We start from the raw sequence: 14,747 nt of genomic DNA, 5'->3' as shown, positions 1-14,747 counted from the left end.
CTGCCCATCCTGCGGACCGGCCGACCGTGGCACCGCGATGATCTCTGCCTACGAAAATCTTGCCAGAGCCACATAGGCAAGTACGCCGACAGCAGCTAACCACTGCATCGCGCGCCGAGCTGGAGCGTTCATGAGCAAGGACCACGAGTCGGCGATGAAGGAGATGCGCCGTCGAGAAGCAGTCGAGCGCGAGTGGCTGGGAGGCGTAACGCGGGGCCGGCTGACCTTCTCGGAAGCCGAGACCTTCGATCGCCAGGGAGTGCCGTCTTGCCACACATGGAGGGTCCCCGGCAAAGAGGTGCCAGTGCACCTTTCTGCCACGCAGGCGGTCCGGCGTTGGCAAGCTGGCGCCTGCGCGATGTGCAGCGCGCACCCTGAGCGGCTACTGGTCGACCACTGTCACCGGACTGGTCTCGTGCGGGGCCTGCTGTGCACCAGTTGCAACACGTCTGAGGGGGTGCGGAATGTGCCATCGTTCGTCGCTTATCGGGAGCGGCCCCCTGCGGTGATGCTGGGCCTGGATGAGCAGTACGGCTCGGCCTGGGACGGTTTTGGGCTCGACCCGGCAGAGCGGGGCCAGCGCAACGCCGCCCACGTCGACGCTGCCGAAGCCCTCTTCGGAGGAATCGCTGACCGATTCCGACTGGGGAGAAAGTGACCGCTCACGAGGACGCTGTCGGCGTGCCACAGGCGTTGGCTACTTCTGGTTCGAGGGAGGCTCTTCCCCGAGTTCGAGCCTGAGCTTGCACACCTTGAGGCCGGCTGCGCGTCCTCGCATGGCCTGTCCGGTGTCGTAGGTGATCAGGGTGACTGGGCTGCCCGCCAATGTCTGAGCTGCCACAGCTCTGTCGACGATTTCGTCATCAGTGATGGGAAGCCTTTGATGGCCGGGGGGATCGAAGAGACTCGACCGTCACGGGCCCTCGCGGCGTCGGAATGCGGCCCGTGGGGTCTGTGACCTTGTCGTCTTGGGCCTTCAGGAGTCCCGGCTGTGATGGGTCCTCGCTGAGGATGCGGTCCAGTACGGCGAGGGTGTAGCCGGCTCTGTATCGCACAAGCGGTTAGCTGGCTTGCGGCAGGCCGCCCTCCATCTCGAGGACGTAAGCGAAGCGCCAGTGGGACGTTAGAGGAGAGGGCGAGGATATCCACGTCGGGTGGCAGGGGGGTTGGTTCTTCCCGCTCCCCGACATGACCACGCCACTCGGCAAAGGAATATGGACATGCGCGGATTCAAGAGTGCCCTCGCGACAGTCGCGGCTTTGGCCGCTTTCGCGGGGGTGGGGGTCGCGGCGTCGCCGGCACAGGCGGCGACCTACTGCTCGACCAAGGGGCAGACATACATCTGTGAGTACGGCGTCTCGACCATGAGATTCGCCAACGGGACGAAGGAGGAGTTCGTCGTCGGTGCCGATCACGCGGTGTGGACGAACTGGACCAGGTCCGACGGATCCTGGAACGGCTGGATGTCCATGGGCGGGTGGGTCCAGAGCCGCATCTACGCGACCCCTGAGCAGGAGAACAGCACTTCGCTCCTCTACATCATCGCCACCGGCTCGGACGGCAACGACTGGGCCCGTGTGCGCCACTCCAACGGCTACTGGACCAGCTGGCAGCCCCGCTGCTTCGCCATCCCGGAGGGCCATAACTGCGCGTAACCGGCGGGGCGAGCGGTACTCGCCCCGACCACCGCACGCGGTCCACGGGGTGTCACTGGCGGCGGACCGCACACCGGCGCGGCGCGTAGCACGGATCATCGAGGAGCCTTTCGAGGAATGTGGCGCGGAAGTGGCCTGGCAGGGTCGAAGCTGCGCATCTGGTCGCGGCCGGTGATCGGCTCGGCCGCCCGGCTCCCGCGGCCTGCAACGGCAACTTGGGGTGCCGGTCCGCAGAGCGGGAACAGCAGTGCCGGGGCCTGCAGGTGGCCGCGGTCCCACCTTCTGGCTCCGCGACTTGCCCCCGCCCTCCCCGCAGGCGGAATCGGCCGGGAGGCGGCCGGTGCCCGGCGTGGCGGCACTGCCCGGGGCCGCCCAGTCCGTGGGGCGGGAGGCGCAGCCTGGTTGTGCGCCGCATCCTCCCGCCCCACGGCGTCCTCGGCGGCCGGGGCCCGAGGCGGCTGTGGGCGGGCGTAGATGGGGTGGCACCTGTTGCCCGAGCGACCCGTATGGAGCCGATGACGTGAGCCCCCGCACCGCCCCGAACCTGCCCGATGAGGGCCTGGCCATCGGCTTCCAGCCGTATTTGCCCGTAGAGATGCGCTGGGAAAGGGCGGTCGCGGACGGCCTTCCCCTCGACGTTTCCCACGCCTTCGGCATCTTCGACAGGACGCTGTGCGGAGTCCAGCAAGTCGGCATGTCGCCGTCTGATTACGGATGGCTGCCGCAGCTGGGGAATGCCTGTCGCGCTTGCCGGGAAGCGGCGGGTGTCATTGATGACCGCTGGCCGCAGGCTATGAGGGGCGAGGACGCGCGGGTCAGTGTGGCCCGGCGGCTATGAGTCCTTCCAGTTCGGAGTCGACTCTCGTGTGAGCCTGCGGCTCATCAGGTCGATCATCGCGAGGCGGATCATGGCTTCGGAGCGGTGCGGGTGGGTTTCGTAGTCGCGGGCGAGACGGCGGTGATTCGTAAGCCAGCCGAACGTCCGCTCGACGACCCAGCGCCGCGGGATGACCTTGAAGCCCTTCTGGCCCGGGTCGCGGCGGGTGACCTCGACGTCGATGCCGAGGGTGGCGCCGTGGTCGATGGCCTTGGTTCGATAACCGCTGTCGGCTCATGCCTTGGTGATTCTGGGGTGGGCCTTGGCGATGTGCGAGAGCAGATGGATACCGCCGGCGTTGTCGGAGACGCTGGCCGCGGTGACCCAGACCGCGATAAGGAGGCCGAGGGTGTCGACGCCGATATGGCGCTTGCGGCCCGCGATCTTCTTACCCGCGTCGATGCCCTGGCCAGTGGCCGGGACGTTGGCGGACGTCTTGATGCTCTGGGCGTCCAGGACGCATGCGCTCGGTTCGGCGTCCCGGCCTGCAGCCTCCCGGACAAGTCGGCGGAGCAGGCCGTTGAGCTGGTCGAACACGCCGTCCTTCTGCCAGGCGGCGAAGTATCCATAGACGGTTTCCCACGGAGCGAAGTCGTGGGGAAGGTAGCGCCAGGGGATCCCGGTCCGGTCCACATACAACACCGCGTCCATGATCCGGCGCAGGTCGTGCTCGGGCGGCCGCCCGATATCCAAGGCCCTTCCCTCGCCGGTCGGCCCGCCAGGCCGACACAATGGGCTCGAGCAGTTCCCATCGGGCATTGGACAGGTCACTCGGATACGGGCGCTGTCGAGACATGTTTCGATAGTTCCGCCGAGCGGCATCCCGCCACAGGGCGCAAACGGGAGTGCGTGGGGGCGTCTTGGGATCAGACAGGAGCGAAAGGGCGGAAACGTGCCCTGCTTCGGCGAGGGCGCGGACGGTCTGGTTCCCGATGCCGGTTCCGGCGCCGGTGACCAGGATGGTGAGGGGAGTCATGGGGAATCTGCCTTCGAGGGCCGGCGTTCGGAGCGGTGATCCCCCGGGGACGGGGGCGTTTCAGGCTCACCGCTTGTGACGGTGGTACGTGCGGACAGGAGGAGCATCGCGGTGATGAGGATCGCGGCGAGGATTCCGGTGATGAGGAGGGGCGCGGGGGTGAAGGTGGCGGCCATGACGGCGAGGACGGCCAGGGGATGGATGATGTCGCTCACGGTGTGCCGCTCGGAGGGGCGGCGGTGCAGGAGCCATACGAGGGTGATGAAGACGGCGACGGGGATCGTGTAGGCGGCTGCGGCGGTGTGGTCGGTGAGGTGGCCGTGGCCGGTGGCGTGGGCGACGTTGAGGGCGAGTCCGGCTCCGACGGCGGCGGCGGATGCGAAGACGGCGTAGTGGCCGTAGCCCCACATCATCGCCGTGGTGAGGCTGGTGAGGCGGCGGGGTGCGTTCTGGGCGAAGTAAAGCCACCACAGGGCGAAGACGGTGAGGATGCCGCCGATGATGAGGGGGATGAGGTCGCCGAGGGCCGCGTCGCCGTCGAGGGCGCTGTGGACGGCGACGGTGGCGGCGGTGATGGATTCGCCGAGGACGATCAGGGTGAACAGGCCGTAGCGTTCGGCGATGTGGTGAGGGTGCCAGGTGGTGTTGACCGCGCGCTCCGCCCATACGGGAACTGCGAGTTCGGCCAGCGCGAGGATCGCGAACACAGTGAGGCCGCCGTTGTCGGGCAGGGCCAGGCGGGAAACCCAGCCGACCTGCACGACGAAGATTCCCAAGGCGTAGCGCAGGCAGCAGGGGCGGCGCTCGGGGTCGGAGCGGGCGGCGCGCAGCCACTGTGTGACCATGGCGAGGCGCATGACGACGTAGCCCCAGGTGATGACGGTGAAGTCATCGTGCTGGAGGGCTTGGGCGACGCCGGCGGCCATGATCAGGGCGCCGGTGATCTGGACCAGGGTGAGAAGCCGGTAGGGCACGTCGTCGGTGTCGTAGGCGGAGGCGAACCAGGTGAAGTTCATCCAGGCCCACCAGATCGCGAAGAACACCAGCGCGTAGCCGAGAACACCGTGGCCGATGTGTCCTTCGGCCAGCTCGTGCTCGAACGCCGCAGCCGCCTGGGCGACAGCGGCGACGAAACACAGGTCGAAGAACAGCTCCAGCGTGGTGGCGGTGCGGTGCTTCTCGTCGGGGAGACGGGCGATCATCGGCCGGTGCCACGCGCTGACGGTGGAGGATGACGGGCTCATGAGCGTGTGGTCTCTCTGCGGTCCGTGAAAGGGGCGTCCCATGCCGGTCCAGTGTCCTGGTTCAGGCTTGGCCGGTTTCGAAGCGGCTGACCTTGCCGCCGGTGACGGTGAAGGTCCACCGGGTGCGCATGCTTCCCCAGGTGGATTTGGTGTAGGTCGCGGTGAGGGTGCGCCCGTCGGCGGAGGCGCTCTCCACGTCCATGCGACCGCTTGAGGAGAAGATCTCCTTCTCGGCCCAGGAGGACAGGTCGCGGTCGGTGCCGTCGTCGGACATCGTGGCGTCTGGGGTGAGGGTGGCGAAGAAGGCGTCCTTGTCGCCGGTGTTGACGGCGGCGACGAACGCGGCCACGGCAGGGTCGGTGAGCTGAGCGGTCATGGGGTTGCCTCCGCATGGATGGATCTGCCCAGGGCGCCGGCGGCCCGGCGGATGGCTGATGACGCGGCGCGTCCGCCGGGCCGGGTCTGGTCAGCGGGTGGTGTAGCCGCCGTTGAGGAAGAGGGTCTGGCCGTTGGCCCACCAGCCGTCGGTCAGCAGGTGCCGCACCCACGGAACGATGTCCTCGATCTTGGTGAGGTCGCCGTTCATCGCGGAGGACTTGTGGTAGGCGACGGAGTCGTCGTCCTCCGCGGGGTAGAAGAACGAGGTGTCCATCGGTCCGGGAGCGATGTTGTTGACCGCGATGTTCCGGCCGAACAGTTCCTTCGACAGCGCGCGGGTGAAGTGCTCGACCGGGGCCTTGCTGCCCGCGTAGGAGGAGTACAGGCCGGTGTAGGCGGCGAGGAGGGACGTGACGATCGTGATGATCTTCCCGCCGTCCTCGATGCGGCGGGCCGCTTCCCGCATCACGAAGAACGCGGCCTTGGAGTTGACCGCGAACATGCGGTCGTACTCCTCCTCCGTGATCTCGGTCAGCGGCTTCTTCAACACCATCCCTGCGGTGTTGATGCTGTAGTCGAGCTTCCCGAACCTGTTCAGGACCTCGTCGAAGACCCGCTCCACCTCGGCGACCTTCGTCAGGTCACCCTGGATCGCGAACGCCTTGCCCGGGCCGTTGTTGATCTGCTCGACGACATCCTCGGCCTTGGCCCGGGAGGAGTCGCTGTTGTAGTGCACCGCGACCAGGGCGCCCTCCGCGCCGAGGGTGGTGCTGATGAGCCCGCCGAGGTTGCGGGACGCGCCGCCGACGAAGGCGACCTTGCCGTTGAGCGTCTTGTCCGGGGTCCTGACCATGACGGCCTCCTGCGGTGTGCCGAACGGGGACGGCACGGCCCCGGCGGACACCGAGGGCCATGCCACGTGCCACATAGGATCACCGCAGCGAGGTGTGTGCATCTTGAACGATCCGATCAGCGGTGGAACAAACCGCTCACGACATCCCGCAGACCCCTCAGCGCCCGCCGTCGCCGTCCCGCAGTGTCTGCGGCGTGGCACCCTCGTGGCGCCGCATCAGCCGCGTCAGATGGCTCTGGTCGGCGAACCCCGCCTCCGCGGCGATCTCCGCGATCGGCCTGCCGGTGTGCATGAGTTCGCGCCGGGCATGTTCGAGGCGCTTCTGCATCACGTACTGGTGCGGGGACTGCCCGGTCGAGACCTTGAAGACACGGGTGAAGTGGGATTCGCTCACCCCCGCCACGGTGGCCAGATCCGCCAGCGTGACCCGCTGGGACAGATTGGCGTGGATGAAGTCCCCCACCTGGGCCAGCCGACGGGGCGGCAGCCCACCCTCACGGGCCGGCGTCACGCCGCCTTCGCCCGCCAGGCGCAGCATCACCGCCGCAGCGGCCTGCACCAGCGACTGCGCATACAGCGCGTCCGCCGGGCCGGGACCCGCGTACTGCGCCACCAGCCGCTCCAGCAGCATCCTAAGCAGCGGATCCGTGAAGTGGAACTGCGGGACGATCTCGACGTGGCCCGTGGCCCCGCCCTCTGCCGCCAGCTTCTCCAGCCACACCGGATCGATGCCGAGCAGCAACAGCTCCACCTCGTCCTGCCAGCGGGGCCGCGACGCCCAGCCGGCCGGGTTGATCAGCGCCTGTCCGGCATGGAATCGCTCCCGGCGTGCCGTCCCGTCTGCCGACCAGCGCAGATTTGCCGACCGGCCGGTATGGACCACGAGCACGTGCACTGGCGGGCCGACCGGCAACGGCACCACGTCCGAGACCCCCGCAGCACGCTCCACCGCCCGCTCCACCACCGCATGGCCGAGATCGGACCCGCTGGTGGACAGGCACCGCAGGTGAGGCTTGATGTGCGAGACGTTCACCCCACCAGTATCGGGCTTCAAGTAGGCAACGGCCTGATGCCCGCCGGAGTCACGGGTCAGGAGAATCGGAAAGAACACCAGGGATTGCGTGACGACGCTGCGCGGCTGTTGGGCGAGCTCTGCGGATTCTCGGAGGCACCAGGGCCCACGATGTTGTCGCCGTCGAGGACCAGCACTCTGGGACTGCGCCCAGGCCCCTAACTGATCGTTTCAGAATGAGGTTCGAGAAGGCACCTGTGTTCCTGCCGGGGTTGTCAGCCGAGCTTGTCTAGGACTTGCGGGATGCGCCGTTCGTGACACAGACGGTGCCAGGCCAGCGACCCGCGTCGCATGAGGCGCCCGCCAGCAGGGCGCAATTGTGTTGGACACGGTGATCACGGTGGCCGTAGCCTCGATCGGTCCCAGCCTTCATACGTTCGAAGAGGTGTATTTGATGACGGTTCAGGTTCTCGCGGTCAGCTCCCGTCGGCCGCTCAGCCCCACCGTTGTGACCTCCACGAACCGAAGGAACCCCTGTCATGGATCTGCCGGGTAGCTTCACCATCCGCGAGAGCAGCCACCGCATCTGCAACCCGTTCACCAGCGACAAACTGGCGCTCCTGGGCCAGGCCATCAGCCCGGCGACAGGCACGCGCATGCTCGACCTCGCCTCCGGCAAGGGCGAGATGCTGTGCACCTGGGCCCGGGACCACGGTGTCTCCGGCACCGGGGTCGACATCAGCACCGTCTTCCTCGACGCCGCCCGTGAGCGGGCTGCGGAGCTGGGCGTTGCCGACCGGGTTGACTTTGTGCATGCGGATGCCTCGGGCCACGTCGCCGCCGAGCCCGTCGCCATCGCCGCTTGCATCGGCGCGACCTGGATCGGCTCCGGCGTCGCCGGTACCGTCGAACTCCTGCGGCGCAACCTCGCTCCCGGAGGCATGATGCTGATCGGCGAGCCGTACTGGCGCCGCGAACCGGAGGATCAGACGGTCGTCGAGGGCTGCCACATGGCCCGCAAGGACGATCTGCTCACCCTGCCGGAACTGCTGCAGCAGTTCGGGGACCTGGGCTGCGACGTCGTCGAGATGGTCCTCGCCGACCAGGACAGCTGGGACAGGTACGTCGCGGCTCAGTGGCTCAACATCCGGCGCTGGCTCGACGCCAATCCCGATGACGAGCTTGCCGACGAGATACGCGCGGAACTGACCGCGGCACCCGTCCAGCACGCCAGGTACCAGCGTGAATACCTCGGGTGGGGCGTTTTCGTCCTGATGGACCGCTGACAAACCACTTCGTGTGAGCCCCGGCACCACCTGCCGGGGCTCACCCCCGTGGCGCCACCATGGTCTTGCGCTCGCCGATCGCGGTCGGCAGGGTGTCCCGCTGCGTACTGATCTTGTTCCGGACGACCTGTGGGAGCGGGTGGCCCCGCTGCTGCCGCCAGCTCCCGAACGACAACACCGGCATCCTGGACGGTGTCGTGTTCCGGACCGGGCAGCTCTCGCTGGCATCTTGTACGTCCTGCGGACTGGCGTTGCCTGGCGTGACGTCCCCGCCAGGACCGTGGGCTGCTCCGGAGTCACGGCCAGGCGCCGGCTGCGGGACTGGACCGAGGCCGGCATCTGGCCCGCCTGCACGCTACCCTGCTCACCGAGCTGCGCCGCGCGGGTCTGCTGGACTTGGACGACTGCTCCGTGGACGGTTCTCACATCCGGGCCCTCAAAGGGGGGACCTCGTGGGGCCCTCACCCGTTGACCGTGCCCGCCCCGGCTCCAAGCACCACCTGATCGTCGACCGCCACGGAACCCCGCTTGCCGTAACGCTTACCGGCGGCAACCGTCATGACGTTACCCAGCTCCTGCCGCTGCTCGATGCCGTGCCGTCGATCCGGGGAAGGCGAGGACGCCCCCGCCGCAAACCCCGGCGCCTGTACGCCGACCGGGGCTACGACTTCGACAAGTACCGCCGCCTGCTGTGGAAGCGCGGGATCAAGCCGCTGATCGCGAGACGTGGCTTCGCCCACGGCTCCGGACTGGGTAAGGTGCGCTGGGTCGTCGAACGAGCCTTTGCCTGGCTGCACCAGTTCAAACGGCTCCGCACCCGCTACGAACGACGCGCTGACCTCCACCAAGGTCTGCTTGAACTGGCTTGCAGCCTTAGACCGTGTCCTATGTGGTGAGGCGGTCGTTGAGCCGGTCATGGGGTGGGGTACGTGGAGTTGGATTGTTCCGGACGGCTTGTGGGAGATCACGGAGCCGCTGATCCCGCCGCCGACGGTGCGGCCGCAGGGCGGTGGGACGCAGGACACGCCTGATGAGACGCTGTTCGCCGCGACCATCTACGTCCTGGTCAGCGGCTGCGCCTGGCGGGCCTTGCCGCCCTGCTTCGGGATATCAAAGTCGACAGCCCATCGCCGGTTCCTGATTTGGTCGAGAGCCGGCGTATGGGGCCGGCTGCACGAGGAGATTCTGCACCGGCTCGACGACGCCGGCCTCCTCGACCTCTCCCGTGCAGTCCTCGACTCCGCCCACGTCCGGGCTAAAAAAGGGGCGAACTCACAGGTCCAAGCCCCGTAGACCGGGGCAAGCAGGGTTCCAAGATGCACGTCCTGTCGGACGCGAACGGGCTGCCCCTCGTCGTCGGCATCTCGGCCGCCAACACCCACGACAGCCAGGCCCTGAAGCCCATGGTGCTCGGTCACCAAACGAGACACGACCCTCACCGCGGCCGACACTTCAAACCCCAACGCCTGCACGCCGACAAGGCCTACGACATCCCTGAGCTGCGGAAATGGCTCCGCGGGAAACGCATCGGCGTCCGCATCGCCCGCAAGGGCATCGAGTCCTCCGAACGACTCGGCCGCCGCCGGTGGGTGATCGAGCGCACGATGTCCTGGCTCACCGGATACCGCAGACTCAACCACCGCTACGAGCGTCACCCCCGCAACTACCTGGCCTTCCTCGGCCTCGCCGCAGCCATCTGCTGCTACAAGCGACTCGTCCGCCTCACCACATAGGACACGGTCTTAGGGTCCGTCTTCAAATGATCGTTCGATGATGGATCATGGTGTCGTGATTCGCCGTCATGAACTGACCGACGCTGAGTGGGAGTTGCTGGCTCCGCTGATACCGAGTGCCGACAGAGGGCGGCCTCGGGCGGAGGACCGCCGGGTCATCAACGGGATGGTCTACAAGATCCGGACCGGGGTTTCCTGGCGTGACCTGCCGGAACGTTACGGCCCGTGGAAGACGGTCTACACCCGCTTCCGCCGCTACGCCATCGCGGGTGTGTTCACCCAGGCCCTGCAGCAGATCCAGGCCCGGGCCGACGCCGCCGGTGACATCGACTGGCTGATCCAGGTCGACTCCACCATCGTCCGCGCCCATCAGCACGCCGCCGCAACCGGCCGAAAAGGGGGCAGCACCGGACGGACGAACCGGACGATCACGCCCTCGGCCGATCCCGAGGAGGCCTGACCAGCAAAATCCACCTCGCCTGCGACGGCCGTGGCCGCCCCCTGGCCATCCTGTTGACTCCCGGGCAACGGCATGACGGTATGTGCGCACGCCTCCTTCTCGAGCGCATCCGGGTGCCCCGCACCGGCCTGGGCCGGCCCCGATGCCGCCCGGATCACGTGATCGCCGACAAGGCCTACAGTTCACGCGGATTCCGCGCCTACCTGCGGCGACGCGGTATCGGGCACACGATCCCGGAGAAGAACGACCAGAAGCAGCACCGCCGCAACCGAGGCCGGCGAGGCGGTCGGCCCACAGGATTCGACCGCGAGATCTATCGCCGCCGCAACACCGTCGAACGCTGCTTCAACCAGCTCAAAGGCTTCCGTGGCATCGCCACCCGCTACGAGAAGACCGCCACCTCCTTCGAAGCAGCGGTCACACTCGCATCACTACTGCTCTGGGCAAGATCAATTTGAAGACGGACCCTAGTACCAACGCTGGTTTTCGCTCCAGTGGCAGTCCCACTGGGTGGCCGGGGCACCGTTGTCGGTGCGCCAGCCGCCGATCTCCAGGCATTTTCCGCTGTTCACGTTGACCAGGGCCACCGTGTAGTCGCTCGTGGCGCGCAGCTGCCACAGCTGGTTGGCGCCCCCGTGGCAGTCCCACTGGTCGATGGCCGCGCCGTTGGCGGTGGACCAGCCCTTGACTTCGAGGCACTTGCCGCTTTGGGCGTTGTAGATGAGCCTGGCGTTTCCGTAAGCGGCCCCGTACCACTGCTGGTTGGCGCCGCCATGGCAGTCCCACTGGGCGACCCCGGCGCCGTTGGCGGTGGACCAGCCGCTCACTTCCAGGCACAGCCTGCTGTTGAGGTTGAGCAGCAGGTCCCACTTGGACAGGTCCACGGCGGCGGCGGGAGAGGCGGGCAGGGCAACGGAGATGAGCACGGCTCCGACGGCTGCGCCCAGGGCGCGGCGGACGGACTTGATGATGTTCAGGCGCACGAAGAAATCCCCCCATAGGGCCGGTCACGGCCCACACGAAATCGACGCTGACCATACTTGATCTTGACGCGGTCACCAAGGCGTCTCATGCCTCGGTCGTTGCTGACTACGCCGGCTCCGATCGGCAGACGGCGCTGCTGGCGAGCACCCGGGCCTGGCCCCCGCGCGCGGCCCGCACAGCCGACGCCGCCCCCGGCCCGGAAGGCGAAGCGGAGCTGCGGAGCGGCCGAAGGCCGGCCTCGCGGCAGCCGGGCCCGCCCGGGCGGCCAGGCGGTGCAGCAGCTGCTCCCCCAGCGGCCGTAGTGCGCTCAGGTCAGTGCAGGCGATTCGGGCGCCGCGCTCGGTGGGGCACAAGACGGCCCGCGGCCACCGCACGTCCGCGTTCCGTGTAGGAGCCCGGCTTCGACCATGGGTCGCACCCGCTGCCGGGCGACCCGCGGCCATGCTGGAGATCTTTCATCGCTCTCGCGGAAATGGGGGAGGTCTTCGTACAGGTGATGACGGCGGGCGGTGACCCGCTCGTGTTGCAGGGCGGCCGCGCGAGGGGTCCCCCGCGTCGATCAGGGCACGGGCGAGGATGTCCTGGACGATCTCCCGTCGGGCGACGGCAGACGTGTGTGTGGGCGGTCGACGAGGAACGCGCGGACGAACTCGGCGGCCAGTTCATCTGGGCTGGCTACCGTTCCCCGGCTGGGTGCGAGGCCGGGCCATGTCTGTCCGAAGGGGGCGGTGACGGCGAGGCGCCTTTTGGAGTCGAGCATGTCGTCGTCTTCATCGTCGGCCGTGTAGGTCGCCCACCACTGCGCGAGAAGGTCAGCTGGGTCGTGGTCTGCCGGGGAGGACATCCGCTCGGGGAAGACCTCCCCGGATGCCCAAGGACGGAACTCGCCATCATTCGGATCCAGCGCGTCGAGCAGCAGGGGCCACACGCCTGTGTGGGGGTGATGGTCGCGGATCCGCTTCCACGTCTCTGCGGGTACGGCGCCGTCACTCAGCCACAGAGCTTGGACGTCTCCGTCGCCTTCATCGGACGTGATCAATCGGCCGGGTGGGAGGGGGCCGGCAATGGTCGACAGCAGCTCAGGGGTCACGGGCGGATGCAAGCCGTGGGCTCTGACATGCTCGCAGTCGCCTGCTCAGCCTCGGCGGTTGGCGTCCATCCATTCGTCGCTGTTCCACATGACGGGCATGGCACCGACCGGGTCGAATTGGATGTCGGGGTCGTTGCTGTGGACCAGGCAGATCAGCCGGCGCTGAAGCACGGCCGCCCGTCGGGCTCGGTCGGCGATGATGTCGAGTACAACTTGCGCGGCCCTGGGGCAGGCGCCTGCGAATCGGTCGTAGTCGGTGAAGGCGAGGACCAGCCCCGCGCCTTCCTCTGAGTCGTCGTGACCGCCGTAGCAGGCGACGTCGCCGAGGCAGTCGTTGAGTGCGTCAAGGTTGTGTCCGTAGTAGTCGGGGAACTGCAAAGCTGCAGCGATGGCGCGGTGCATGTCCTGCTCCGTGCTCCATTGGCCTGCTGCCAGCCGGACGATACGGAAAATCGCGGTCTTCGAGACTCTGCACGGCCTGGTTGAGGAGTCGCTGGCGCCAGAAGAGGGTGACGAACGTGTTGCCCATGTACTCGATGCCGGGAAAGCGGGCCATTGAGGTGTTCGGCGTCGGATTCAAGGCAGCGTGACTGCGGTAGTCGTCCAGGAGTCGGAAGAACTCCTCGATCGGAGTCGAGCCGTTCGGGGTGTTGCGTTCGATCTCCGCGGCCCAACCGAGGGAGATGGACATGCCGTGGTGCTCATGCAGCCACTGGGTGAAGTGGTCGTCGGGCCAGAAGGCGAAGGGCTCGTCGATGGAGTGCACGCCCAGTGCGACTCGGTAGCCGACGAGGATCGACTGCAGGTGGATCAACGAACCACCGGGCAGCCACATGCCGGGGGGCGGAGGCGGATCTGCTCCAGGAAGTCGTACACGTCTGTGCACTTCTGCCAGTGCTTGGCGCTGCTCTGCGGGCTGTCTTCGGTCGGCATGTGCTGAGCCTACGGCTCGGACAACACCAGACCGAGGCCGTGGAGAAGAGGGGCAGGGCATCTCCGCCCGGTCGCCGGCCCTGGGGTGGGAGGCTGTCGGCATGGATGCTGCGTGGTGGGACCGGCGTGTGTACGGGTCGGAGCCGGATGACCCGGAGCCTGGCCCCAGGCCGGGTCACGACTACGTGGAGCTGGTCGGCGGCCCCCAGGACGGCACGCTCCTCGACGTGACCGGCTGGCCCCCTCAGGAGATCGTGGACGGGGCGCTGCTGATGTCGGAGCACGGGCACTTCGGGCTGGCGGGACGCTCGGAGTACGTCGCGGCCGAACCCGGCCGGCCCGGCGACGTCGGCCGTTCGTGTGGCAGGGCGACGTTCCCTAGAACGCCCGTTTAGGGTGCGGGTAGCCCGTGCCGATATGGCGTGCACGGGCAAGGTCCGGTGCCCCAGTGCGTTCTGGGGGGCAGTACCACCGGGCCGCCTCAAGCCGGGACCTGGCCGTTCTCCTCGACCGGCACGTCCCTCTCGGCCCGGACCGGGCCGCCCGCCGGCTCGGTGTTCGCCGCGTCGACTTCGACCAGGTGGTCAGGCTCGGTTGGGTCGCCCCGGTCGGCTCGGTGGAGATCGACTACAAGCGGCAGGGCGGCGTCACCACGGTCCCGCTGTACTCCGCCGAGGACGTCGCCCTGCTCCCCGTTGTCCGGCCCACAGTGGACTGGCGGGCGGTGTACGCCGTCCCTGCGGGCGCCCGGTCCCCGCTCGCGGCCCCGGTGGGCCGGCTGACGGCGCCCGGTACGGCGCCGTTGGCGGTGTTGGGGGAGGTGCGGGTGATCGAGCGGTTCCGTTCGGGGTCGGGTGGCCTGCGGGTGACCTTGGCGTGGCCGGCGGGCCTGCGGGGCACCCGTCGCGGAGGGGTCGGCGGGCGGGGTGGTCCGGCATGGGGTGCCGTTCGCCGGCTCGGGGGAGGGGTGCTTGTGCCGCCGGTACGACTGCGGGGGCCTGGTCCCGGTGTCCTTGTGCGCCGAACACGGGGACGCAGCCGGCCCGGTGATGGAGTGGCACCCCGGCGGCGGACTGCGGTGTGCGGACCCGGTCCGCAGCCGTACCGGCGCCGCGGATACCGTGCCCGCTGGTGGTGCCCTGTGACCTGGAGTGGGGCCACTACCGGGACACGGGCGCCTACTTCAGGTCCGCGCTCGGACAGGCGATGCAGCGGGCCCACCTCAGCTTGTCGTTTATGGTGCGGCCTCGGTGGAGGGGGCGGGCA

Annotated in this window: 15 protein-coding genes and 2 pseudogenes; 7 read left to right on the top strand and 10 right to left on the bottom strand. The window is 68.2% G+C overall.

Annotation, left to right across the window (positions count from 1 at the left end; translation table 11 throughout):
- Positions 1–130 precede the first annotated feature (130 nt).
- The 3 genes from ACZ51S_RS26775 (at position 131) to ACZ51S_RS26765 (ending at position 2,493) form a co-directional block, all read left to right on the top strand.
- Entirely contained in the window at positions 131–658 is a 528-nt protein-coding gene (locus tag ACZ51S_RS26775; RefSeq protein ID WP_402079176.1) for an endonuclease domain-containing protein, read from the top strand.
- A 562-nt stretch (positions 659–1,220) separates the two neighbouring features.
- Positions 1,221–1,655 (top strand): DUF8189 domain-containing protein, encoded by a 435-nt coding sequence (locus ACZ51S_RS26770; protein ID WP_125516029.1) that lies wholly within the window; start codon positions 1,221–1,223, stop codon positions 1,653–1,655.
- A gap of 520 nt (positions 1,656–2,175) precedes the next feature.
- Positions 2,176–2,493, top strand: coding sequence for a hypothetical protein (locus tag ACZ51S_RS26765; protein WP_240660044.1), 318 nt, complete (start codon positions 2,176–2,178; stop codon positions 2,491–2,493).
- Here ACZ51S_RS26765 and ACZ51S_RS26760 read toward each other — a convergent pair.
- From ACZ51S_RS26760 to ACZ51S_RS26740, 5 genes and pseudogenes are all read right to left on the bottom strand, one after another.
- Positions 2,488–3,328, bottom strand: a pseudogene (locus tag ACZ51S_RS26760) (IS5 family transposase). The gene ACZ51S_RS26765 and the pseudogene ACZ51S_RS26760 sit on opposite strands and share 6 nt — an antisense overlap.
- A gap of 176 nt (positions 3,329–3,504) precedes the next feature.
- Positions 3,505–4,752, bottom strand: coding sequence for a low temperature requirement protein A (locus tag ACZ51S_RS26755; RefSeq protein ID WP_468474426.1), 1,248 nt, complete (start codon positions 4,750–4,752; stop codon positions 3,505–3,507).
- Between the two features lie 61 nt (positions 4,753–4,813).
- Positions 4,814–5,128, bottom strand: coding sequence for a nuclear transport factor 2 family protein (locus tag ACZ51S_RS26750; protein WP_468962166.1), 315 nt, complete (start codon positions 5,126–5,128; stop codon positions 4,814–4,816).
- 90 nt (positions 5,129–5,218) lie between these two features.
- A complete protein-coding gene (locus ACZ51S_RS26745) occupies positions 5,219–5,983 on the bottom strand; it encodes an SDR family oxidoreductase (RefSeq protein ID WP_468474424.1) in 765 nt (254 codons plus the stop codon).
- A 157-nt stretch (positions 5,984–6,140) separates the two neighbouring features.
- The gene (locus ACZ51S_RS26740) at positions 6,141–7,016 is read right to left on the bottom strand and encodes a helix-turn-helix domain-containing protein (RefSeq protein WP_468962165.1); all 876 of its coding nucleotides are present in this window, start codon (positions 7,014–7,016) and stop codon (positions 6,141–6,143) included.
- A 518-nt stretch (positions 7,017–7,534) separates the two neighbouring features.
- Here ACZ51S_RS26740 and ACZ51S_RS26735 point away from each other — a divergent pair.
- Positions 7,535–8,281, top strand: coding sequence for an SAM-dependent methyltransferase (locus tag ACZ51S_RS26735; RefSeq protein WP_468962163.1), 747 nt, complete (start codon positions 7,535–7,537; stop codon positions 8,279–8,281).
- Between the two features lie 40 nt (positions 8,282–8,321).
- Here the strand turns inward: ACZ51S_RS26735 and ACZ51S_RS26730 are convergent, their stop codons facing one another.
- A complete protein-coding gene (locus ACZ51S_RS26730; RefSeq protein ID WP_468962324.1) occupies positions 8,322–8,465 on the bottom strand; it encodes a hypothetical protein in 144 nt (47 codons plus the stop codon).
- On the opposite strand from ACZ51S_RS26730, the pseudogene ACZ51S_RS26725 reads away from it, so the two are divergent.
- The 3 genes and pseudogenes from ACZ51S_RS26725 (at position 8,409) to ACZ51S_RS26715 (ending at position 10,932) form a co-directional block, all read left to right on the top strand.
- A pseudogene (locus ACZ51S_RS26725) lies at positions 8,409–9,177 on the top strand (IS5 family transposase). The gene ACZ51S_RS26730 and the pseudogene ACZ51S_RS26725 sit on opposite strands and share 57 nt — an antisense overlap.
- Before the next feature lie 19 nt (positions 9,178–9,196).
- Positions 9,197–10,014, top strand: a protein-coding gene (locus tag ACZ51S_RS26720) for an IS5 family transposase (RefSeq protein ID WP_468474421.1) whose coding sequence is annotated in 2 segments (ribosomal slippage) — positions 9,197–9,545 and positions 9,545–10,014 — 819 coding nt in all. Because the reading frame shifts where the segments join, the coding sequence is not laid out codon by codon here.
- 58 nt (positions 10,015–10,072) lie between these two features.
- A protein-coding gene (locus tag ACZ51S_RS26715) for an IS5 family transposase (protein WP_468962319.1) occupies positions 10,073–10,932 on the top strand; the annotation gives its coding sequence in 2 pieces (ribosomal slippage) (positions 10,073–10,439 and positions 10,439–10,932; 861 coding nt in all).
- A 9-nt stretch (positions 10,933–10,941) separates the two neighbouring features.
- Here ACZ51S_RS26715 and ACZ51S_RS26710 read toward each other — a convergent pair.
- The 4 genes from ACZ51S_RS26710 to ACZ51S_RS26695 all read right to left on the bottom strand — a co-directional run bounded on the left by ACZ51S_RS26710 (position 10,942) and on the right by ACZ51S_RS26695 (position 13,383).
- Positions 10,942–11,457 (bottom strand): RICIN domain-containing protein, encoded by a 516-nt coding sequence (locus ACZ51S_RS26710; protein ID WP_468474420.1) that lies wholly within the window; start codon positions 11,455–11,457, stop codon positions 10,942–10,944.
- Between the two features lie 560 nt (positions 11,458–12,017).
- The gene (locus ACZ51S_RS26705; RefSeq protein ID WP_468804583.1) at positions 12,018–12,548 is read right to left on the bottom strand and encodes a hypothetical protein; all 531 of its coding nucleotides are present in this window, start codon (positions 12,546–12,548) and stop codon (positions 12,018–12,020) included.
- Between the two features lie 45 nt (positions 12,549–12,593).
- On the bottom strand, positions 12,594–12,950 hold the full coding sequence (locus ACZ51S_RS26700; RefSeq protein ID WP_468804580.1) for a barstar family protein: 357 nt from the start codon (positions 12,948–12,950) through the stop codon (positions 12,594–12,596).
- A complete protein-coding gene (locus tag ACZ51S_RS26695; protein WP_468962160.1) occupies positions 12,892–13,383 on the bottom strand; it encodes a hypothetical protein in 492 nt (163 codons plus the stop codon). The genes ACZ51S_RS26700 and ACZ51S_RS26695 overlap by 59 nt, the downstream gene beginning before the upstream one ends.
- Between the last annotated feature and the right edge of the window lie 1,364 nt (positions 13,384–14,747).

This window comes from Streptomyces sp. NPDC034043 (genome assembly GCF_055575675.1).
This window is presented reverse-complemented; position numbering and strand designations above follow the sequence as displayed.

Coding starts and splice junctions, on each gene's coding strand:
- ACZ51S_RS26775 (WP_402079176.1), top strand. CDS start 131: ATGAGCAAGGACCACGAGTCGGCGATGAAGGAGATGCGCCGTCGAGAA.
- ACZ51S_RS26770 (WP_125516029.1), top strand. CDS start 1,221: ATGCGCGGATTCAAGAGTGCCCTCGCGACAGTCGCGGCTTTGGCCGCT.
- ACZ51S_RS26755 (WP_468474426.1), bottom strand. CDS start 4,752: ATGAGCCCGTCATCCTCCACCGTCAGCGCGTGGCACCGGCCGATGATC.
- ACZ51S_RS26750 (WP_468962166.1), bottom strand. CDS start 5,128: ATGACCGCTCAGCTCACCGACCCTGCCGTGGCCGCGTTCGTCGCCGCC.
- ACZ51S_RS26745 (WP_468474424.1), bottom strand. CDS start 5,983: ATGGTCAGGACCCCGGACAAGACGCTCAACGGCAAGGTCGCCTTCGTC.
- ACZ51S_RS26735 (WP_468962163.1), top strand. CDS start 7,535: ATGGATCTGCCGGGTAGCTTCACCATCCGCGAGAGCAGCCACCGCATC.
- ACZ51S_RS26730 (WP_468962324.1), bottom strand. CDS start 8,465: ATGCCGGTGTTGTCGTTCGGGAGCTGGCGGCAGCAGCGGGGCCACCCG.
- ACZ51S_RS26700 (WP_468804580.1), bottom strand. CDS start 12,950: ATGCACCGCGCCATCGCTGCAGCTTTGCAGTTCCCCGACTACTACGGA.
- ACZ51S_RS26695 (WP_468962160.1), bottom strand. CDS start 13,383: ATGTGGCTGCCCGGTGGTTCGTTGATCCACCTGCAGTCGATCCTCGTC.